General features: G+C 39.3%; 18 protein-coding genes. All 18 read right to left on the bottom strand.

Translation table 11 applies throughout. The features are described from left to right. Positions 1-42 precede the first annotated feature (42 nt). The gene (locus LCL91_RS04525; RefSeq protein WP_224880344.1) at positions 43-1,191 is read right to left on the bottom strand and encodes an acyl-CoA dehydrogenase family protein; all 1,149 of its coding nucleotides are present in this window, start codon (positions 1,189-1,191) and stop codon (positions 43-45) included. Positions 1,192-1,609: 418 nt separating this feature from the next. Then, positions 1,610-2,524, bottom strand: coding sequence for a ketopantoate reductase family protein (locus LCL91_RS04520; RefSeq protein WP_224880342.1), 915 nt, complete (start codon positions 2,522-2,524; stop codon positions 1,610-1,612). An 82-nt stretch (positions 2,525-2,606) separates the two neighbouring features. Further along, on the bottom strand, positions 2,607-4,253 hold the full coding sequence (locus LCL91_RS04515) for a sigma-54 interaction domain-containing protein (RefSeq protein WP_425589654.1): 1,647 nt from the start codon (positions 4,251-4,253) through the stop codon (positions 2,607-2,609). An 11-nt stretch (positions 4,254-4,264) separates the two neighbouring features. After that, complete coding sequence (locus LCL91_RS04510) at positions 4,265-5,653, bottom strand: FAD-binding oxidoreductase (RefSeq protein ID WP_224880338.1); 1,389 nt, start codon at positions 5,651-5,653, stop codon at positions 4,265-4,267. 139 nt (positions 5,654-5,792) lie between these two features. After that, on the bottom strand, positions 5,793-7,343 hold the full coding sequence (locus LCL91_RS04505; RefSeq protein ID WP_224880336.1) for a flotillin family protein: 1,551 nt from the start codon (positions 7,341-7,343) through the stop codon (positions 5,793-5,795). A 153-nt stretch (positions 7,344-7,496) separates the two neighbouring features. Beyond that, on the bottom strand, positions 7,497-7,895 hold the full coding sequence (locus LCL91_RS04500; protein ID WP_224880334.1) for a MaoC/PaaZ C-terminal domain-containing protein: 399 nt from the start codon (positions 7,893-7,895) through the stop codon (positions 7,497-7,499). After that, positions 7,892-8,341, bottom strand: coding sequence for a MaoC family dehydratase N-terminal domain-containing protein (locus LCL91_RS04495; protein WP_224880332.1), 450 nt, complete (start codon positions 8,339-8,341; stop codon positions 7,892-7,894). The genes LCL91_RS04500 and LCL91_RS04495 overlap by 4 nt, the downstream gene beginning before the upstream one ends. A gap of 10 nt (positions 8,342-8,351) precedes the next feature. Continuing rightward, positions 8,352-9,527 carry an acyl-CoA dehydrogenase family protein gene (locus tag LCL91_RS04490; RefSeq protein WP_224880330.1) on the bottom strand — a complete coding sequence of 392 codons (1,176 nt, stop codon included), beginning with the start codon at positions 9,525-9,527 and terminating at the stop codon, positions 8,352-8,354. A gap of 166 nt (positions 9,528-9,693) precedes the next feature. After that, positions 9,694-10,515, bottom strand: a complete 822-nt coding sequence (locus LCL91_RS04485; protein ID WP_224880328.1) for a CAP domain-containing protein — start codon at positions 10,513-10,515, stop codon at positions 9,694-9,696. Between the two features lie 136 nt (positions 10,516-10,651). Beyond that, positions 10,652-13,402 (bottom strand): phosphoenolpyruvate carboxylase, encoded by a 2,751-nt coding sequence (gene ppc, locus LCL91_RS04480; protein ID WP_224880326.1) that lies wholly within the window; start codon positions 13,400-13,402, stop codon positions 10,652-10,654. 242 nt (positions 13,403-13,644) lie between these two features. Next, positions 13,645-14,304, bottom strand: coding sequence for a potassium channel family protein (locus tag LCL91_RS04475; RefSeq protein ID WP_159782614.1), 660 nt, complete (start codon positions 14,302-14,304; stop codon positions 13,645-13,647). Between the two features lie 15 nt (positions 14,305-14,319). After that, a complete protein-coding gene (locus LCL91_RS04470) occupies positions 14,320-15,633 on the bottom strand; it encodes a TrkH family potassium uptake protein (RefSeq protein ID WP_224880324.1) in 1,314 nt (437 codons plus the stop codon). 90 nt (positions 15,634-15,723) lie between these two features. Then, entirely contained in the window at positions 15,724-16,680 is a 957-nt protein-coding gene (locus LCL91_RS04465) for an MBL fold metallo-hydrolase (RefSeq protein ID WP_224880322.1), read from the bottom strand. A 109-nt stretch (positions 16,681-16,789) separates the two neighbouring features. After that, positions 16,790-17,359 (bottom strand): histidine phosphatase family protein, encoded by a 570-nt coding sequence (locus LCL91_RS04460; protein WP_224880320.1) that lies wholly within the window; start codon positions 17,357-17,359, stop codon positions 16,790-16,792. 21 nt (positions 17,360-17,380) lie between these two features. Next, complete coding sequence (locus LCL91_RS04455) at positions 17,381-18,328, bottom strand: phosphotransferase family protein (protein WP_224880317.1); 948 nt, start codon at positions 18,326-18,328, stop codon at positions 17,381-17,383. Positions 18,329-18,402: 74 nt separating this feature from the next. Continuing rightward, entirely contained in the window at positions 18,403-20,328 is a 1,926-nt protein-coding gene (locus LCL91_RS04450; protein WP_224880315.1) for an ATP-dependent DNA helicase, read from the bottom strand. Between the two features lie 148 nt (positions 20,329-20,476). Then, positions 20,477-21,439 carry an LLM class flavin-dependent oxidoreductase gene (locus LCL91_RS04445; protein WP_224880313.1) on the bottom strand — a complete coding sequence of 321 codons (963 nt, stop codon included), beginning with the start codon at positions 21,437-21,439 and terminating at the stop codon, positions 20,477-20,479. Positions 21,440-21,540: 101 nt separating this feature from the next. Further along, positions 21,541-22,797, bottom strand: a complete 1,257-nt coding sequence (gene ilvA / locus LCL91_RS04440) for a threonine ammonia-lyase IlvA (RefSeq protein ID WP_224880311.1) — start codon at positions 22,795-22,797, stop codon at positions 21,541-21,543. Positions 22,798-22,864 lie beyond the last annotated feature (67 nt).

The following is a 22,864-nucleotide window of genomic DNA, read 5'->3' as shown; positions in this document are numbered from 1 at the left end:
GCTCCTTTCTTCGCTGTATCCGTCGTTCGAGTAAATCGAAAGTTAATTCTCATCTAGTATGTGTCTTGAAATAATCATGCGCTGAATTTCACTTGTTCCTTCATAAATTTTAGTAATCCGAGCATCTCTGTAAAAGCGTTCAACTGGATAATCAGAGACATACCCCATCCCGCCATGGATTTGTACCGCTTTATCAGCAACGCGGTTGAATACTTCAGAGGCATAGAGTTTTGCCATCGATGCTTCTTTAATCACTTTTTTTCCTTCATCAACTTTCTTCGCTGCCATGGTCGTTAGTGCCCTAGCTGCTTCCGTTTCTGTTGCCATATCAGCAAGCATCCACTGAATCGCTTGATTGGAAGCAATAGGCTTTCCAAATTGTATACGTTCTTTCGCATAACTTGCAGACATCTCGATTAATTTATCACACGAACCTACTGCACGAGCAGCAAGACCTATCCGCCCTTCACCGAGAATTTTGAGTGCTGATATGTATCCCATTCCGACTTCACCGATTACATTTTCTTCTGGTACTTCACAATCTTCAAAAATGATCTGGCATGTATAGGAACCTTTTAACCCCATCTTTTTATCGCGTTTTCCAACAAGTAGTCCCGGGAAATTCTTTTCTACTAGAAATGCGGTAATGCCACCTTTAGCTCCCTTTGATTTATCAGTAGAGGCAATGACAGTAAAGACATCTGCAACAGGACCGTTGGTAATAAAATGCTTCATACCATTTATAATCCATTTATTCCCTTGTTTCACTGCATTGGTTGATAAGTTCGTTGCGTCTGATCCGGCTCCAGGTTCAGATAAAGCAAATGCGGCAATTTTGTTTCCAGCAGCCATATCAGGTAAGTACTTTTGTTTAAGAGATTCAGAAGCTAATTTCACCAACCCCGTACTTCCAATCCCTGTATGAGCACTAATTAATGAAACATATCCATTGTGCGTTCGTCCAAGCTGTTCTAATACGACAGCTTTTCCTTCTGTATTTAATCCGATTCCCCCATATTCCTCTGGGATGCTCATTCCAAATAGGCCAAGTTCTTTTGCTTTTTCGATCAAGTGCTCTGGAATCGTATCTTCTTCTTCAATTTGCTGAGCATAGGGTTCAATCTCATTCTCAACAAAGTTTCGAATCATCGCTTTCATCTGTTGTAATTCACTTGTAATCGTTGCAGTCATAATAGGTTACCCCTTACTTTTGTTACTTTAATTTGATTGCAAGTTTTATGCCATTTTTTAAAAAAGCTCAAAAACAGCTTATTTACGAGGTTTATATTCATTTTGGAAATAAAAATGGTTAAAAAAAATCAAAAAAGCGATACAAAAATGAATTACTAATTCATTTTTGTATCGCTTTTAATACTTTCTAGTAAGCAAGCTCTGTTAGTAGTGACGTATAAACTATTTACGCTATGTCTATGTTAGATTTTATTGTTATATTGACTATTTTAAACATCAAAAAACGTAAGTGAATCAAAAATCAACACGTTTCATTAACATCTAGCTATCGATAAAAAGAATCGCTATTATCGTATGACAATGCACTGATTCATAAATGAATCAGCCATAAACCTGAAACGATTTAAGTAAATGGTTTTTAGCGAAAAGCTTCTTTCTTTAAAGTTGCTAAATGGTTATAAAGTGATTGAATAACTGGAATAGAAATACCTCGCTTCGTCGCTTCTTTCAAAAAATATCCACATATCGATTCAATCTCGAGTTGTTTTCCGTTTAGTCGATCTTGGAGCATGCTTGTATAATGATTATCTGCTTTTCTTGCCCCAACGAATATTTGATTGATCAGCTCATCCTGAAAATAGAACCCTTTATGACTCGCTATTTGCATCCCTTCCACTAAAGCTCTCTCAGCTATTTCACGTAGTTCTGGTTGGTTAATGATTTGTCCTACTGTGACACCTGCGTAGGCAGAAAGAGGATTAAACGTTACATTCCACAACAGTTTCTTCCATTTATCCCGCATTATATTTGATGATGTCTTCGATTGAATTCCTGCTTCATTAAACAAATGAGTGAGAGACTTTGCTTCCTCTATATTTCCAGAATTTAATGACCCAATCGTTAATCTAGGTTTACCTGACATCTCGATGATACCTGGTTCTGTCATTCTAGATGTTAAATAGACTGCAGCTGTAAATAGGCGAGCAGGATCGAAATATTTCATTGTAATTTCTTCATTACTAACTCCGTTTTGCATAAGAAGAACGGGCGTACTAGAAGATATATTATGGCTTAACTGTTTAGTCATAAAGAGTGTATCGTTTGATTTGACACTTAATATAATAAGGTCGACATCGCTAAATGTATCCAGTGAATGTGTAAATTCCTTATAAATAATTTCTTCATCTACAGGGCTTTTGATTTTCAAACCCCGTTCTTGCATCCTGAGCAAGTTAGTCCCTCGGGATAAAAAAACAACCTCATGATTGGCAAGTGCTAGTATACCGCCAATATAACCACCCACTGCTCCTGTTCCAGCAATTCCGATTTTCATAGCGTTTCACTCCTTTCCCTTAAATATTGCAAGTTTGATGCCAATAAAAAAGCTCGCCAGAGGCGAGTAATGGAATTATAATCTATGATTGACCAATTTTATATTTCTTTAATTTTCTTACAATTGTTGGTTGACTGGTATTTAAAACTCGAGAAATCTCATATGTGCTTTTGTATTTTGAATAGGCATTTTCTAAAACTTTACGCTCTGTTATTTCAACTGCTTCTTTAAGGCTGTGAATTTGAGGATCTGCTCTTTCCTTTTTATAATCGGCAGGAAGGTGATCATGAGATATGGCTCGCTTAGAAGTGGTTAATACCATTCGTTCAATTAAATTAGCCATTTCTCTTACATTCCCTTTCCAATCCAATTCATATAGAGAGTTTTTAAGGTCTGCATTTAAATGCTTATCAAGGTTATATTTTAAATTCGTTCGATTTAGAAAGAACTGGATTAGTGGTAGAATATCATCTCTTCTCTCTCTTAATGGAGGAATGGAGAGTGGAATGACATTGAGGCGATAAAATAAATCCTCTCTAAATTCCTGCTCTGTTACCATTTGGAGGAGGTTGCGATTGGTTGCAGCTATAATCCTTACATCGACCTTTTTCAGTTTTGTGGCACCAACGCGTTGAATGGTATTATCTTGAATGACCTGAAGTAATTTCACTTGCGTCTTCAGTGGGAGTTCACCTACTTCATCAAGAAACAGAACCCCCTTGTCAGCCATTTCAAACATTCCCGGCTTACCATTGCGATTCGCGCCAGTAAATGCGCCGCCTTCATAACCGAAGAGCTCTGATTCAATTAGCTCTTGTGGTATAGCACCGCAATTAACTTTAATAAAGTCTCCGGTTGAAGCTCTCTTGCTTTTTGAATAGATAAATCGAGCAAGAACGTCTTTTCCTACACCCGTTTCACCTAATATAAGAACAGTTGCATCAAAACTCGCGATTCTAGTGGCAGTTTCATAAAGTTCTTTCATCGGTTCACTCTCAATAATGATTCCTGAGTTTGAATATCCTTTTAATAGTTCGAGTTCTTTTTCATATTCAGCATTCTTTTTTTGAACACTATTCAACTCGGATATAAGTCTGTTTAATTCAGAAAGATCCCGTATGTTTGTGATCACCTTTTCAATATCACCCTTATTGTTAAAGATTGGGCTACCGGTGATTAACGTTTCTTTTCCTTCGAAATTATTCTGTACAACTGATACAGTTCGGCGTTGTTTCAGTACTTTTTTCGTTACGGAATCTTTTAATATACCTCTATTGACGAGACGATCAACATTTTTTCCAATGTAATATTCCTTTGGGATGCCAGTTATTCGTTCAATCGCTGTATTGGTTTTCAATGTAATCCCTTTGTTATCGGTAATATAAATTCCGTCATAGGAATTGTCAATAATTGAATCCAATTCCCTGTTTAGTTTTTCAAGTTCTGTTACCTGTTTTTCCAAATCAGAGAAATGAGTGTTTTCTTTCCCGATGTAATAGATGTACTGATCCTTCTTCTCTGTAATGAACAACATTTCTTTGTTCTTATACCGGGTTATAGTAAATGTTTCGTGTTCTTCTATGATATCAAAAATCTCTTCAACTGGTTCTTCTTCAGCATCTTTTATGATGGAACGAAAAGCGTCATTTGTGGAAAAAATAATTCCTTTTTTTGAAATGAAAGCAGGAAAAGACAGTTGGAAAATAGTTGATAAGTCCAAAGCGGTCACCTCAAAAATGATCAGATAATGGAAGACTGTTCTTTATCAATCGCAAATATTTTACCTGGATTCATAATGCCGTTCGGATCAAGTGTGTGTTTAACTGCTAACATGACATCCAAAGCAGCTCCATGTTCCTTTTGCTGATATTGCGCTTTCCCTGTACCTACTCCATGTTCTCCTGTACATGTGCCTCCTCGCTCGAGCGCATAGTGAACAAGGTGTTGATTTAGTTTTGTCGCTTTCTCAAGCTCAATTGAATCATTAGGATTGATCATGACGATGGCATGGTAGTTTCCATCTCCCACATGACCGAGAAGGGCACCATCTAATCCGTAAGTTTCGATTGCTTTCCTTGCGTCTGTTATCGCACCGGTAAGCTCTGAAATGGGGACGCAGACGTCTGTTACCATCATCTTTTTACCTGGAGATCCATGACTGAACGAGTATGCGAGGTTGTGTCGAGCTTCCCATAAAAGAGCGCGTTTCTTCGTATCATGTTCGAAAATAAACTCCTCACACTGGTTGTCTTCAGCAATGCTTTTAGCAAACGCCACATCTTGATTCAGTCCAGCTTCATTTCCGTGAAACTCGATAAATAATGTTGGCTTCTCTATGTAGTTCGTTTCATTTGTTTTGTTCACTTGTTGAACGGAACGCGCATCAACCAGTTCAATTCTTGCGACTGGTATCGCAGCATGAAGGATATTGGTAACAGTTGAAACCGCTTGCTCAATGGTTGGGAAAACGATCCTGCCTGCAAGGGTGGCTTCAGGAATTCCGTAGACGTTGAGAGTCAGTTCTGTAAATGTCCCGAGTGTGCCTTCTGAGCCAACGAATAGCCCATTCAGATGATAGCCAGATGACGATTTTGCTGTGTTACTTCCAGTATGTATAACCCTACCATCTGCAAGGACAACTTCCATATCACGAACTTGATCTCGCATGACCCCATATCGAACAGAGGTGGTTCCACTAGCATTAGTTGATGCCATTCCACCTAGTGTGGCATCTGCACCTGGATCAACGGTGAAAAATAAGCCGTGCTTTTTTAATTCTTTATTTAATTGGGAACGCGTGACACCGGGCTGTACCCGTACGAGGAAATCCTCTGGTCTTATTTCAAGAACCTTGTTCATCAATTGAAAATCGATAGAGATTCCACCTTGATAAGGAATCACATGACCTTCTAGGCTTGAACCTAACCCAAATGGAACAACAGGTATTCCATTTTCGTTTGCTACCTTTAAAACTTTACTAACTTCTTCAGTCGTTTTTGGAAAAACGACCACGTCTGGATCATGTGGTGTATGATAAGATTCGTCTTTACTATGCTGCTCTAACACAGTGGCATTTACGCTAATTTGGTCATCACCAAGAAAGGTGGCTAGCAAAGATACGATATTCATGTGACAGTCCTCCGTTCATATGTAAAATTTAAACTTTTCTGATAACATCATCACTTTACCACTATTTTATAAAAAGCGTCAATCAACGTTCAGGTATACAAAAGAAATAACCTGGACTGAACCAGGCTTTCTCCATGTGTTATTCTTTTTGTTCGTTTTCTTCATTATTAAGACGTTCTGTTCTTTCTTCTTCATATGCTGAGGCTACTTCGCTTTTAAAAGCGTCATCCTCCATTCCTGAATTGGTGCTCTTATCTTCTTCTGTAGGATCAGCTTTTTTATCAAAAGAATTGTAATGTCCTCTTGAGACAAAACTCTCAAGCATGGCTTTTAAATCCATTCCAGTTGATTCTTTTAGACTTGCCTGAAGACCTGTCATTGTTTTTGTTACATTGTCTGTAATCTGTGTGGAACCTTTACCGCCACCCATATCAATCACTTTCATCTCAGAAATTTGAGACAATGGTTGAGCAATTTCATGCGCATATTTCGGCAACATGTCGACAAGCATTTCAATAATCGCAGCATCGCCATATTTCTCCATTGCCTGAGCCATTAGTTCTTTCGCTTCCGCTTCAGCACGACCACGTTCTCGAATCACTTCTGCTTCAGCCAATCCTTTTTGCTTTTCAATTTCAGCTTTCGTTTCTCCATCGATGCGATCGCGTTCCGCTTCCGCTTCGGCTTTTGCTCGAATATCATAGGCATTCGAATCGGCCTGCGTTTTTCTTCGTTTTTGTTCTTCAAGTTCTAATTCGACCTGACGCTGTCGTTCAATGAATTGAACCTGCATTTCTTCTTCTTTTACTTTCTGATTAAGTCTTGCTTGCTCAAGGTTATAGGACTGCTCAGAACGTGCTCTTCCTTGTTCGATTTCAGCTTTGTACTCCGCTTCCTTCACATCTTTGTCTTTTTGAGAACGGGCGATCTCAATCTGACGTCTTATTTCATCTTCTTCTGCTTCTTGGTCCGTTTTCGCTTTGTGCATCCGGGTTTCACGTCTGGCGTTAGCCTCTGCAATATCGGCATCTTTTCTAGCTTCTGCAATACGTGGACGTCCTAGAGCTTCTAAATATCCGTTCTCTTCGTCATCATCCTTTAATTCTTTTAGAGCAAAAGAAGTAATTTCAAATCCTAGATTCTTGAGATCTTCTTCAGCAATATTCTTCACTTTTTTATTGACCGAATTAAAATCTTTGTAGATTTCATCGACTGTAAGCGATGAAATGATGGCGCGAAGATGACCTTCAAGAACCTCTTTTAATTCACGCTCTTTCTCTTTTTGTGGTTTGCCTAGAAATTTCTCTGCATAATTCGCAACAATTTCAAGTCTGCTGCCTATGCTAATTTCTGCGACACTTGTTGCACGAATTGGAACGCCTTCTGATGTATATGCTTTTGGTGAAGCAATTTCTAGTTGAAATGAGGTAAGGTCGATCGGCGTACTTGTTTGAAACAACTTTAATCGAATACCGCCACCACGTACGATCTTCATACTACGACCATTGTCATCGACGAAAATGCGATTATCTTTCTCTGCATCTCCTAGTTTTGGTCCTGTGATTATCAGTGCCTGATTAGAGGAGGCGGTTTTATAACGCCTTTTGAAAATGAAAAATCCGATACCGCCTGCCAAAAGTAATAAAAACAAAATAATACCGGAAATTATTAATCCGATAAATTCCATCATCTGTTCATCATCCTTTCCGATTAGTGGTAAGTATGTATCTTCCTCTCTCTTCTTCTACGATTTGGAATAAAATAAGTTTCGGGATTAATTGAATTTAATAAAGAACAAAAAAGAAACGAACCTAAAAAGGTTCGTTTGTGCGGGCTTATTTGATTAAAACCTTTTTAGAACGGCTGAGCCTTTGACAACTGCTTCGTTTTTCTGATTTAGTGCAGCTACATCAAAATAATAGCGATCGTTCTGGATCGATACGAGAGAAGCTTTTAGTGTAAGCACATCATTTAAGAAAACCATTCCTTTGAAGGCAACAGAATAATCTTCAAGAAAGACCTCTTTATAGTATGGCGTGAACAATTTCGCTAAGTTACCCATTGTCCACATTCCATGTGCAATAATACCCGGAAGTCCTGCTTTAGTAGCTTCTTCATCAATCGTATGGATTGGATTGAAATCGCCCGATGCGCCTGCATATTTGATTAGATCTAACCTAGAGACTGGGGGGAGCGTGATTTCCAATGGTGTTCCGACACTAAATTCTTCTACTATGTTCAAGAACTCATCCCCTCTCTTACAGCTTCAGTAATAATCACTACTTGCTCTTCAGTAAAAATTAGTTTTCCTCCTGGCTCTTCTCCATACCGCTTTAATAAAAGAAATCCGAGTAAACCACTCTTTCCATTGCGCTCATAGTAATTTTCAAGCGAAGTGGAACACATAACTGTTTCCCCTACCAAAAGCGGACGCTTATAGTGAAAAGATTGCTTTCCATGAATCAATCCGACATTAGGCAAGTCGAAGCCTTGAATTTCACCATAATCAAACACTCTGGGATATGTAGGTGGTGCAATGTTTGCTCCATACCTTGAGCGTTTCCCAACTAACTCATCAAGATAAAGCGGTGATTCATCCCCAATCGATTTTGAGAACGCTTTCAAAGAACCGCGTTCCACGATATTCTTTACAGGAGTTGATCGTGTACCAATAAGTGATTCAAACATAAACACCCTCCTATGCGTATTGACCTACCTTCACATGTCCTTTCAAGAGGTTTCGAGCAATGATCAAGCGTTGAATTTCGTCTGTTCCATCATAGATCCTCCAAAGACGAGCTTCACGATACCAGCGTTCGATTGGTAACTCCTTTGTATATCCCATTCCTCCATGAATTTGCAAGACACGGTCTACAACGCGGTTTCCCATATTTGAACCATAGAGTTTAGCCATGGAAGCGAGCTGGCGATTGTCTTTCCCTTCATCGAGCGTATAAGCAGCGTTTAAAACGAGCCATTTAGCAGCTTCAATCTCCACAGCAGAATCGGCGATTTGCCATTGAATGGCCTGGCGTTCTGCAATTGGTTTACCAAATGTTTCTCTTTCATTCGCGTAGTCAATCGCCATTTTAAGTAACCGTTCACCAGCTCCGACAGCTGTTGCCCCAACAATCCAACGCGCAAAACCAATCCATTCAAGACCGAGGTTGTAACCGCCATCCACTTCACCTAAAATATTCTCATTTGGTACCCTTACATTATCAAACACTAATCCTGCTGGTCCCCATTCTCCCATTGTGTGAATGTATTCAGACTTCCAGCCCATCTCGCGGTCTGCGATAAAGCAAGTAACTCCGTCTCTACCTGTTGCGGCATGCTTTTCTTTATCTGTAATCGCAATCACCATAACAAAATCAGCTTCATTTCCACCAGTAATAAACGTTTTCTCACCGTTAAGAACCCACTCATCCCCATCACGTACGGCTGTCATTTTAATATTTCGTGTATCAGAACCAGCACCAGGCTCTGTCATCGCAAAACAAGATTTCTTTTCACCATTAATCGTTGGTAAAAGATACTTTTCTTTCTGTTCTTCATTTGCGTAATAAAGGATATTATCAGCGGATCCACCGAAGCGGAACGGGACAAACGTTTTAGAAACCTCCATCATCACAATCGCAAGCATCATTTGACCAAGGTTAGCCCCACCATACTCTTCTGGTGTATTAATGCCCCAAAAGCCTGCTTTTTTTGCTTTTTGCTGAAGCTCTTCCATTTTTTCGGCAGAAATCCCTGGCTTTCCTGCTCGTTCATTACGAAGCACATCATTTTCTAATGGAATTAATTCGTTTTCTACAAATTTCCGAATTGTTTTTTGCACCATCACTTGTTCGTCAGTTAATCGTAAATCCATAAGTAATCTCTCCTTGTAAATCGATTTTGATAAACTACACACTTACTGACCGGTTAGTATCTTGATTCGACAAAATGAATCCACTTCCTTCTTCTTCAGGTAATTTCTAAATATTTATCTAAAAAAGGAAAAAGAGCCACAAATGTGACCCTTTTCTTTGTTATCATTATTTCCCGATAAACATTTGCGTCCAATAATGCCCATCTTGTGCAAGTCCCACTCCGATGTGAGTAAAACTGCTGTTCATAATGTTTTTTCGATGACCTTCACTCTTCATCCAGGCATCAACAACGGCTTCGGGAGTTTGTTGTCCCTGAGCAATATTTTCACCAGCAGTGTTAAAGTCAACTCCGAAATCCCTCATCATGTCAAATGGTGAACCATAAGTGGGACTCGTATGGGAAAAGTAATTTTTTTGTTGCATGTCACGTGATTTTTCCTGAGCCACATCACTTAATGATGGCATGGCTTTTAGTGGAGATAGTCCTTGCTCTTTTCGTTCAGCGTTTGTTAAGTCGATAACCTGTTGAATCTCTTTTGTAATTTCACCTGATGGCTCTGAAGTAGGTGATTTTTCTTTATTGGCTTCTTCCTGCTCAGGAGCAGGATTTTCATTTGGCTGAGCTTGACCAGTATTTTGATCTGGTCTCATCTTTTGTTGACGCTGTTGTTCCTCTTTGCCGCCAATGCCATATTGTTCTGGGAAACCTTCTGGTAAATATTCACGCGGATCTACATTTGGAAGAACTTCATTGAATTCAAATTGCCCATCTTGAACCATTTCACCATGAGGGAATTTTGCGCTTGGTGTCTCTGTACTATAGGAGTTAGGATCAATAGTAAGTTGACCACTGTTTATCCGTTGAATTCCCTCTGTAGGCGCGCTTGTTTTATTTATATTTAACGCTTCTTCATCGTTGTTATTTGCGTTACATGCTCCGAGAAGCAGTAATCCTGGCAATAATAAAGGTATGATCTTTTTGTACATGGGTTGCCCTCCTTTAGATGATTTTGTTACTATCTTAGTTTTTCTAAAGGAGGGAAAAGTATTTGTGGTAAATAGCGAGAATCGCGCACCTTCTTTACAATAAATACCCCTCTATAAATAAAGGGGTACTTGGATATCAGCCTGTATTTCGAAGACCAGCCGCGATGCCGTTAATGGTTAACAGAATTTCTTTCAATAGCTCATCGTCCTCGCTACCTTGAGATCGATACGTTGAAATTAATTCAACTTGCAGTGAACTTAATGGATCAACGTAAGGGTTGCGTAAACGGATGGAGTCTTTAATATTTGGCGTACCATCAAGAAGCTCTTCTTGTCCTGTAATGGTTAAGATTACATCCTTCGTACGATGATATTCATCGACAATCTTACCAAAAATCCGATTTGCGAGCTGTTCGTCATCAATCAGAGACATATACTTCTCAGCGGTTGCGAGGTCCGCTTTCATTAGACCCATTTGTAAGTTATCAATAAGTGAAGCGAAAAATGGCCAGTTTTGATACATTTCTTTTAAATTCTTTAAGCCTTCCTCTGTTGTAGCGAGTTTCGTTAAACCAGTGCCTGAAGCATACCATGCTGGCATCAATTGACGGCTTTGAGTCCAGGCAAATACCCAAGGAATTGCACGTAAATCATCAAAGTGATCAGTTCCTTTTCTACTCATAGGGCGTGAACCAATGTTTAGTGCGCCAAGTTCTGGGAGTGGCGTTCCTTGTTTAAAGTAAGCAAGGAATCCGTCATCTTCAAATACAAGGGACTGATAAGACTTAAGTGAAACTGCTGACATTTCATCCATCATTTTATGCCATTTTTCTTGACGCTGATCTGTTTCAATTCCTGAAACAGCAGAAGTTAGTAATGTTGTCGTTGCTTGTTCCAAACTTCGATAAGCGATATCGTAAAGCAAATAGCGAGAAGAAAGCACTTCACCTTGCTCTGTAATTTTGACCCCAGCTGTATATGTTTCTGGTGGTTGTGACAAAAGACTTCTGCGAAGTGGGCCACCACCTCGGCCAAGTGCACCTCCACGTCCATGGAAGAATTTAAGACGAAGGTTTTTTTCAGATGCAATGCTGCTAATTTCTTGCTGGGCCTGATAAAGCTTCCAGTTAGCTGTCAGTGTACCTCCATCCTTACTTCCATCTGAATACCCAAGCATAATTTCCTGACGGTTTTCGAGCTTGGCTAAGTGGTTTTTATAGACCGGGAGTTCAAAAAGCCTCTTCATAATGGAAGGTCCAGCTTTAAGGTCATCGATGGTTTCAAGTAAAGGGGCAATATTTAAATCACTTTCAACACTTCCATCTGCATGCAATCGGTAAATGTTTGCTTCTTTCGCAAGAACGAGTACCTCAAGAAGATCACTTGCCGAACGGGTCATACTAATTAAGTAAACAGAAATTGATTTTGTACCGAACTCTTGATGAGCTTTTTTAATCATTGTAAAAATATCAATGATTTTCCGTGTTTTTTCGGAATAGTCCTCATATGTCGATAAAACAGGACGCGGATCTTCCAAAATACTAGTAAGTAAGCGAACTTTTTGTTCTTCTTCTAATGCTGCATAATCACTTGCCATGTTAACTCGATTTAAAATTTCTGCGATTGCTCCCTCATGTTCACCACTATGATTCCGAACATCTAACGTAGCGAGGTGAAATCCGAAAAGAGATGCCTGTCGGATGAGTTTATTTAATTGCGAAAAGTGAGCCCCTTCTGGGAAATGTTGACGCAAACTATTGCTTATAAGCTTCAAATCAGCAATAAACTGTTCTGTATTTTTGTATCCGTTCACACTGTTTACCCGACTTAGCTTTTCTAATACATAGGCTAATTTCACCCGATAAGCTTCATGAGGCACGCCCCATTCTTTTGTGTTTGGAAATTGACGTTTATCTTCCTCAATGGATTCCATCAACTCGCTACAGATGGAAATACGGTTTGTCGATTGACTTAGCTGTCTCATTAAGTCTTTTACAGAGTCTTTGTATTTAGAAATGACAACTTCTCGCTGCCGTTCAAGCGTATTCCATGTAACCTCTGGCGTAACAAATGGATTGCCATCTCGATCTCCACCGATCCACGAGCCAAATTTTAGAATATTCGGCACTTCCCATTTTGCATCTGGATAATGTTCTTTTAAACACTCTTCAAGTTCTTGATGGATTTGTGGTAGTACTTCGAATAGCGTTTCTTCGAAATAGAAAAGGCCCATATTTACCTCGTCCATAACGGATGGTTTTTTATGGCGTAATTCATCAGTTTGCCAAAGGATGGTAATTTCGTTAAGAAGATCCGCTTTTAATGCTTTTTGTTCTCGCTTTGTTAATAGCGGATTATCTAATTGTTGTAATGAATTTGCGATACGTTTATGAATTTCTAGCACTGAGCGTCTCGTTGCCTCAGTTGGATGGGCTGTTAAAATCAATTCAAGTGATAGAGAGGACAATGTATCTTCAATCAGCTCACCTGGTACATTGTTCTTCTTAAGTAAAGAAATTGCGTGCGGAATGGATCCGGGCTGTGACTGTTCTTCTTCCAACATTTGATAATCTCTACGTCTTCGAATGCGATGATTCTGCTCTGCAATATTGACGAGATGAAAATAAAGAGCAAATGCGCGAATGACTTGTTTTCTCATAGGTGGTTGAAGCGTCTGAATGGTTTCCTTCAGCTGCTGAGAAGTTTCGAGATCTGCAGCTGTTCTGAGAGATTTCGTCTTCTCTCGAATCGATTCAACCATATCAAGAAGTTCTTTGCCGCCATGCTGCACTAAAACGTCACCAAGAAGGCTTCCTAGCATGTTAATGTCACGCCTTAGCGCAACGTGGTGACTTTGTTGCGTTGAATGTGCCGTATCAATTGTCATGTCCGATCAACCTTTCTAAAAAAACTTAATACCAAATATTAAAAATATTTCAATAAACTTATTATAAACAAGAAATTTTATTCTTGTCATCTTTTATGACACCTAATCTCTATGCAAAATTAAGCTATTTGTACTGAAAAGACAACGATGTAAACGCATTCAAATGTTTTTTTATTTTTTTGTATTTTCATAAAAAAACCCGCAAAACTATGCGGATTTTAATTTCCTGTTGAGTTACAGATTCAGATTGAAAATTTGTGTTTAAAGCGCTCGATTTTCTTATTTTCTCCAACCATTAAGATAACATCCCCTTTTTGAAACGCGACTTCTGCATAGCGACTCAAAATAGGTGCTTCCTTCCGTAAGATTAGGGAGACGTTCAACTCATATTTTCTAGAAAAATCGAGTTCGAGAAGTGTTTTTCCGACCAGTTCTTCTGGGACCTCGACTTCAATCGCCGAAACGTTTTTTGTGATTTCGATATACTCGAGCACATTTGGCATCATAATTTGTTTCGCTACTTTCATCCCTGCTTCTTCTTCAGGATAAATGACCTGATCTGCTCCTAAGTTAGATAAAATTTCTCCGATTTCGCGACTAACTGCTTTTGTAATAATTTTTTTTGCCTTCCGATCACGCAATCTGTTCGTAATTAAAATCGCAGAATAGGCGTCCGTACCGATCGCGACAAAAACGGCGTCATATTGCTCAACATTGAGATCATCCATCACGCGGTTTTCACGTAAATCTCCGACAATGGAATGAGTCGTATAATCGTCAATATCTTCTAACGGTCCTTCATCTTTATCACACACAACAACATCACATTTTTGCTCATATAGTTCACGAATGATGCCCTTTGCAAACCTTCCTGCACCGATTACTAAAAATTGTTTTCGCATCGTTCTTCACTCCTTCTATCCAACAGCCAGGTCTTCTTTGATGTAACGTGTTCTCGATTTTTCGATTTTAAATACAGCGTAAATGAAACTAAATACGCCGATGCGCCCAATAATCATAAGCATGCATAATAATAGCTTTGATACCTCTGTAAGTTCTCCAGTGATGCCCATCGATAATCCGGTATTCGTTAATGCTGAAATGACTTCAAAAGCCACTAAAAGGATATCCTGCGATTCAAAATAGGAAAGTACGATGGTCGAAAAGCCAAATAAAAAGATGAAGCTTAAAAAGATAAGAAAGGATTTATTAATGGAATCCTGAGAAATGGTTTTTTTAAATAATGTAGTGTATTCTTCCGACTTTGCGACAGATACCATCTTTGCGAGAAGTACGGCAAAAGTTGTTAAGCGCAGTCCTCCACCTGTACTAGAAGAAGATCCACCTATAAACATCAAAGTCATTAAAATAAGGACTGTGGTGATATCAAGCGTTGAAATGTCGACAGTCGTTAACCCCCCGTTGCGGGAGGTGGCTGAAAGGAAAATCACATTTACGAACTTATCCCATACAGATAAATGATTAAATACACCGTTGTACTCTAAAAAGAAATACACCATAAGTCCAATGATAAAAAGTGAACTATGAAGTCGAATATTTACTTTTGTAAATAAACTCTTCTTTTTACGAAAGCCTAATATGTATTCGACTATGGTAGGAAATCCAAGGCTACCAAGAAAAATCATTGTAGCAGACGTTAAAAGCAATAGCCAATTATGCTGATAAGAAATTAAGCTATCTCCAAATAAATCGAATCCTGCATTCGTAAAGCTTGCAACGCTATGAAAAACGGTCACAAAGACTGCTTCTTTAACTGAGCTGTATTGTTCACTAATAGCATTGAACATGAGACTAAAGCCAATCGCTTCGACTGTTAACGCAATCATTAATACCGACAAACTTAACGAACGAATGGTTTTTAGCTGCGATTGATTTTGGTCTTTAGAAATTAAAAGCATGCTAGACATCGTTAGCTTCTTTCCCATCATAAGAAAAAGATAGCTGACTAGAACCAATATGCCAATGCCTCCTAACTGCATTTCAATAATCAATAAAGCCTGTCCAATTCGAGTGAAGTCTGTCGAAATATTCACTGAAGATAAACCCGTTACGCTAAGAGCACTTGTGGATATAAAAAGCGAGTCAACCGCTTGTAGCGACCCATAATGTGAAAAAGGCAGCAAATAAAGAAGCGCAAATAAGACGATGGTTCCTACATACGTAATAAAAATATAACGAAATGATTGAATCGTTGATTTTGTTTTTAACATAGCACCTCTCCACACGTTGATCTGTAGACTTATTCACTATATCATAAACGGTTTTGCTTCGTATCCATAAGAAAACCACTTAAGATCCCCCTAAGTGGTTCTTACTTTTTTTCGATCAGTGTAATCCAATAGGCCAAGTGCTGACACGTGTAAATCCATCTTGATGTATTGATAAACGGGATGATCAAGAGGTACGCCTTGCTTAGATAAAATGCCTTGAACATTACTGAATAGCGTTTTGAAAAGATGTTCTGAACGCTCATCATTCTTATGGTGGGTTCCTATCACTTCTTCAGTTATTCTTGAGAATTCAGATAGCCAAGCTTTCAGCTGTTGAATAACTTCGGGCGGATGGTTAGACATACCATAGTGGCCAAAGTATATGTAACTAGGTTTAAATGACATAATTTTATCAGCAGATGCCAGCATGTCATCTAGATCAAACTGATTTGGTGATGTTGAGGGTAAATATAGTTCAACGTCCAGTTGTGGGTAATAAACCCCTACTGTATCTCCAACAAACATGCCGTTCGTTTTGGAGTCATGTATGGAAAAATGATGCTTGGCATGTCCTGGTGTGTCGATAAATGTTAACGTGCGCTTCTTTCCAATCTTCAGTTCATCGTAATCCTTCATAATGACTAAGCGGTCTTCTGGTATCGGTAGAATCGGGTCAAACAGCTCCTTAAACCGTTCGCCATAAACAGCTTTGGCGCCCTGAATTAAGCGAGTTGGATTTTCTAAATGTCGTGCTCCTTTTGAATGAACGAGAATCCGCGCATTCGGACATTTTTTTAGCAGGAGGCCTGCTCCGCCTGCGTGATCAAGATGAATGTGCGTCACAATAATATGACGCACGTCATCCAGGTCGATATGTAGTTTTTCTAACCCGTTAAGTAAGTGTGGAATCGAAGGACTTGCACTTGTTTCAATAATGGTTAGTTCTTCTTCATGCAGGACATAGCAACCTGTCCGCTGTGTGAGAGACAGGTCGTAAAGATCGATAAGAGATAAATCTTCTGCTATACGTGTAGGATATTGCTTCACCGTTCAATCCCTCCAATAAATACCTTGCTTATACTTACTAAAAGACTTCTTGATGATAATCGAATATCCTTTTTAAAATGTATATTGGAGCTAATAACAACCTTATTTATTAATCAAGGTGACTTGTTGAGTGATAAAGTTCATTTAACCACTCGTCTCCTTTTCTTCTTAAAACTGTTAAAGATGTGTTCACAATATGCTTTTCATGATTTAGTTCAGGTAATGTGCTTTTAAAGAAATGTCGAAGAAACGATCCATGACTTACGATAAGAATGTTTTGACCTGGATATTGGTGGTATAAGTCATCTAATGCTTCATGTGCTCTTGCCACAACGAGTTCTTCTTTTTCGATGCCGAGATCTAACTCACGCCATTTCTCTCCCCATTTTTCTATTCGTTCTTGCTCCGTTGTGCCTTCAATTTGTCCTCCGCCAGCTTCCCGCAGCCTTGGATCCGTTTTAACATCAATATGAAGGGACCTCCCGATAATTTCTGCTGTTTCTTTTGCACGTGATAGATCACTTGAAACGATTATATCCCACTCCTCATTTAAGAGTGACTCACCTAGCTTAGCTGCATCACGGCGACCTTGTTCATCAAGGTGAATATCCGAGCTTCCTTGAGCCCGCTTTTCTTTATTCCATGACGTACTCCCGTGGCGAATAAAACCTATCCTCATGTCTTTTCCCTCTCTCTTTAACTATTCTGAGTGAATTGTTTGTTTGATAAGGCACGTAATATCTTTCACTCTATTTTCTCCACACATTACTCTGTCAAGCAAGCTACATAGCGCTACAAGATCAGCAAGCTTCGCGAGCTTTTTCCATTGCTTCGGTAGTGAAATTCCTTTATTCTTTAACCCCTTATATAAACCTTGTTCAAAGGAGTCGATATGATTGAATTCGTACCGTAGCAAGTTCCCTATGTCAAAATAAATACTCCCTGATAATGCAAATTCCCAATCCAGAATGGCACTTACTTCCGTTCCTGTCATTAAGATGTTCAACCCATTAAAATCACCATGAACAAGTCTTGCTCCACTCTGATCTTCTTTAAGTAAAGGCGCATTTTCCTTTGCATATTCAATGATTTTTTCAGGCATATGTTCCGGTAACCATTTAGAAGCATGGTGTTTGAAAAACGATTCGATTGTTGTGATAAATGACTGAGGAGTTAAACGGAATTCTTCCCTAACATTAAGATTCGGGTCAAGAAAACCATATGTAGTAAAACGTTTTTTGCGAATACACGCAAGCTGCTCACCTATTGATTTCCCCATTTCTCCTATTTCAAGTGCTGAAGAAATCGTCAGCTGATCTCGAAGTAACTCACCTTCCATCCATTCTAACAGCCCAATGTTATACCCATTCCATTTAGTTAAGTGAAGAAAATAGGGTTTTCGGACACGAGTTGGAAGAATGCCATGAATTTCTTTTTCACGGTATAAACTCTCAGCATTTCTTGCTACTCTTATGACGATTGGCTTTTCATTTGCAATGTCGACTTTCAGGTTTGTGTGACTTAAGCCCCCTGAAAGGTAAGTCGTTGATGTAATATTCCAATGTGGATGATAGCTTTTCACTATGGAGGTAATGGCTTCATCTGGAAGATGAATGATCGCTTGATGCCTTTCCCAATTTGTTTTCACTCAATCCCTCCTGTATCTATCATACCAACTCCTATACAAAAAAGCTCTTCCTCATTGGAGAAAGAGCTTTTGATTTAATTCCAGTTAATCGGTAATGGCAAAACTTCTTGAACTTGCTTTTCATATGTGGTGACTTGCTCTTCTGTCATCCAAATCCGGACAGAACCATGATCCGCACTGCTTCGAATTAACCGACCAATTCCCTGACGTAAGCGTAAGAGCATATAAGGAAGATCCACTTCATTCACTGGATTTTCTGAGTGGCTTCGCTTTGCCTGGAATACTGGATCGTTTGGTGGAAATGGTAAGGATGAAATAAGCACCTGCGTAAGCGATTCACCAGGTACATCAAGTCCTTCCCACAGATGATAGGAGCATAGTACGGTAGACTGTTCTCGCTGGAAAGCTTTAACCGTTTCACTGATTTCACGATCGCCTTCATAGATGATTGTAAAATCCCAGCTTTCTTGATCGGCATAGCTGCGGAAACGGTTCATTTCTTCAAGCGATGAAAATAGCAATAACGAATGACCTTTGTTCTGATTGAGTGCACGGCCCATTTCTTCCCATTTTTCTTTTTCAGACTGAGAAACCGTTCCATTCATTTTCATTTGTGTCTCATAATCAAATGGAGAATTCACAGAAAATGAGGCGTACTTTTGAATACCAAGGCTGCTAGCTGTATAAGAGAAATCCCCCGCCTGAGATAACGTTGCAGACGAAAAGACAAAAGGGATTTTTTGTGAAAACACTTCTTTTCTTAAAATGTCTTCTACAAGTCTTGGCATAATCACAAGCGATGTTTGTGTCTCTGTTTCCTCGAGCCAGTGAATCCCTTCTCCATCCTGAAGTAACGTTCTTAATCCATAAGCAAAAAATTCGAGATATTCTTCCATAATCTTGACGTGATAATCTTCCATCACATAAAGCTCAGAATCAAAAACAAGCTGTTCTAATAGGGCATCTACCTTTTCAGCAATGGCTTTTGCGATTTCAATCATTGCTTCTGTGCGTGGAACATCCTTACGAACGGAACCTTCTACGGCTATTGCTGAGTCACTGAGATGAGCAAACCAGTTATCATGAAGCTCAAGAATCTCTTCAACAAGTGTGAGAGATTCTTCTCGAACATCCTGGTCCATGTAACCTGTTAGAATGTTTGAGAGAGTCTCAGAGTGAAAGCGATACGTTAGTCCTTTTTGTGCTGAGAATTCAAGGAGGTGTCCTTCATCAAAAACAACTGTACTTGCTTCAGGAAGCAATGGAAGTTGCCCTTCACGTTTACGCGATTCTTTCGTCCAAATATGTTCCATATAAAAATCATGAGAACAAATGATTAAATCACTAGCATGCCGATAGTATTCACGATTTAATGTTTGGCCACATCGATGGCGCCAATCACAAGTTGAACACTGTTGCAATGGATCCCAGGCGATTTTTTCCCACTTATCATTTGGTACCCATGGGTATTCTTTACGATCGCCATATCGATGGAAGGATTTCATCGAGGCAGCAGGTTCATAGACAAACTCAGGAATTTCATCGTGAACGCTCAAAATGTCCTCATCATCTGTTCGATGGGAAAGGTAATCGAGTTTTTTTACACAAACATACTGTTCTCTTGCTTTAGCGAGGCGAACATCTACGGTTAATCCAAGAGCTTTCTCAAGTTTCTCAATGTCTCCGCCTTCTTTTACGAGTTGCTCAATCAGCGTTTCATCCGCACACGAAATTATGGCAGGTTTCCGTGTATACCTTGCATAGCAAATCGCATATAGCAAATAAACAAACGTTTTTCCTGTTCCTACGCCTGCTTCGGCAAAAACAACGCTCTTGTTCTTAAAGGCTTGTTCAATTTGAAAAGCCATGAAGATCTGTTCATCGCGAAGCTCGTAACCATGTTCAGGTAAAATGTCATAAAATACATCGCCTACATAGTCTCCAAGCTTCTCGTAAAAAGAATCTTCCTTTGTAATTTCGAAAGGTAGTGATTGAGTCATGTACGGTCTCCTCTTCTAGCGTGATCCGTCCTTTTATTTTCTTATCTATTGGTACTGTTCAAATGCTGACAGTTCGTAACGTGTGTTATAAAAACAAAAGAAACCAAACTCTATCATAACAGATTTATTCGTATTAGTGAAAAAACATCTATTTTTGCTGTATGGCTTCACTTAGAAGCTGATAAGAAGTCAACCTTTCCTCACGATTAGGGGTGATTGTCGTAATCATGAGTTCATCTGGTTCATATTCTTTTTCAAGATTCATTAGCTTCTTCTTCACCGTTTTAAATGTTCCGCTAATGAGCTTTGAATTGGATTCATTAGGAAGAGAAACGCATTTCGCTTCTTCAACGGATAAGAGCGTTTGATCCCCTTTTTTCCTTGCTTCATTATTAACCTGTGTCCAATGAGCAAGTTCCTGTGCTCGTGATTCTGTTTCACTACAAATAACCGAAACGGCTAATAGTGTATAAGGTTGATCACCAACAAAATTGGTTCGGTATGTGTTAAAGAGTTCCTTTCCATCATGGTCACTCATAAAATACCCAAAAGCATAGGACAGGTTTTGTTGTGCAGCAAGTAATGCGCTTTTCTTTCCTGTTCCAAGTAACCAGGGCTCTGGCCTGTGGTTCGGAATTGGTTTTGCTTGAACGTTATGAAACAGATGGTCTTTCGGAAAATCATGATGAAGAAAGTGAAGTAACTCTTCTACTTTTTCTGGCATCTTTCGAACTTCTTCAAGAAATCGTGGAGATAGAGCCGTTGTTGCTTCGGCAGACCCACCTGGTGCTCTACCTAGACCCAAATCAATACGATCTGGAAATAGCGTCGCAAGCGTATTGAAAACTTCAACGACTTTATATGGTTGATAGTGCGGAAGGAGAATCGCTCCAGCACCAAGGCGAATTTGCTTAGTGTGTGCACCAATATAGCTTAAGAGCACTTCTGGTGCAGGACAAGCTACATGTTCTAAATCGTGATGTTCTGTGACCCAGTATCGGGTATAGCCAAGACGATCTGCGAGAACAGCTAATTCTTTTGAGGATTGTAGAGCATCCCCTTCCGTTTCTCCATAAAAAATGGGTGATTGGTCAAGTATACTTAGTTTCATTGCGCACCTCTTTTTAATACAATCTCTTCCTATCATATCGAAAGAAGCGTCACATTTATACTTGAAAGCCCTGACAAAGAAAAACGCCTATAGTAGGCGTTTTAGATAAGCAGGTTAAAAAGGTCCTGATCTTTATTAATTTCAATATAAGAAAACCCTTTTCGATTTAAACGCTCAATCAAAGGTTCATAATCTTCTTTATGCTTAAGTTCAATGCCTGCTAAGACTGGCCCTCGATCTCGGTTGTTCTTTTTTGTATATTCGAAACGGGTAATATCGTCAGTTGGTCCTAACACATCTGCCATAAATTCCTTTAAGGCGCCAGCCCGCTGCGGAAAGTGGACAATGAAATAGTGTTTCAAACCTTCATAAATCAAAGAGCGTTCCTGAATTTCCTGCATCCGGTTAATATCGTTATTTCCCCCACTAATGACACAAACAACGTTTTTCCCTTTAATTTGATCTTTATAGAAATCGAGTGAAGCAATCGATAAAGCACCTGCAGGTTCCGCTACAATCGCATTCTGATTGTATAGTTCCAAAATGGTTGTGCAAATTTTCCCTTCTGGAACAAGAACAACATCATCGAGAAGATGCTTGCAAATGTCTAGGGTAAGTTTCCCTACTTGCTTCACGGCAGCCCCATCTACAAATTTGTCAATAAAGTCAAGTGGTACGACGCTGTCGTGTTCAATCGAACGCTTCATTCCCGCAGCGCCTTCAGGTTCAATTCCAACAATTTTCGTATCGGGACTAATGCTTTTAATATACGATCCAACACCAGAGGCAAGTCCACCTCCGCCAATGCCGAGCATCACGTAGTCAACTTCATCAATGTCATTCATAATTTCCAGGCCAACGGTTCCCTGACCTGCAATCGTTCGATAATCATCAAATGGATGAATAAACGTTTTGTCATGCTTGTTACAAAACTCTTTCGCTGTATGGAAGGAATCATCAAACGTATCTCCTGTTAAAATCACTTCAACGTAGGAGCCTCCAAATAATTCAACTTGTGATATCTTTTGTCTTGGCGTGGTAGCGGGCATAAAGATGTGTCCCTGAATGCCAAGCGTCTTACATGAGAAAGCGACACCTTGCGCATGGTTTCCAGCACTAGCGCATACAATCCCATTTTCCTTTTCTTCCATTGTTAAGCTTTGAATAAGGTTATAAGCCCCTCTAATTTTAAAAGATCGGACGTTTTGCAAATCTTCCCTTTTCAAATAAACGTTGCAGTTATAGCGATCGGAGAGTATTTCATTCCGCTGTAGCGGTGTATGAACAACGACTTCTTTTAAAACTTGGTTTGCGATAATGATATCTTCCACCTGGACTTTGCTGATTGTTTTACTCATTCTCGCACTCCTTCAGATTAAATTGAATTGTTTAACTTTTTAAAAATCATTTTAACACAATTTAATG

Origin of the sequence: Guptibacillus hwajinpoensis, assembly GCF_020171785.1 — a bacterium.
GTDB lineage: Bacteria > Bacillota > Bacilli > Bacillales > Guptibacillaceae > Guptibacillus > Guptibacillus sedimenti.
The sequence above is the reverse complement of the archived record's forward strand: the minus strand, read 5'-3'. Positions and strand labels throughout refer to the sequence as shown.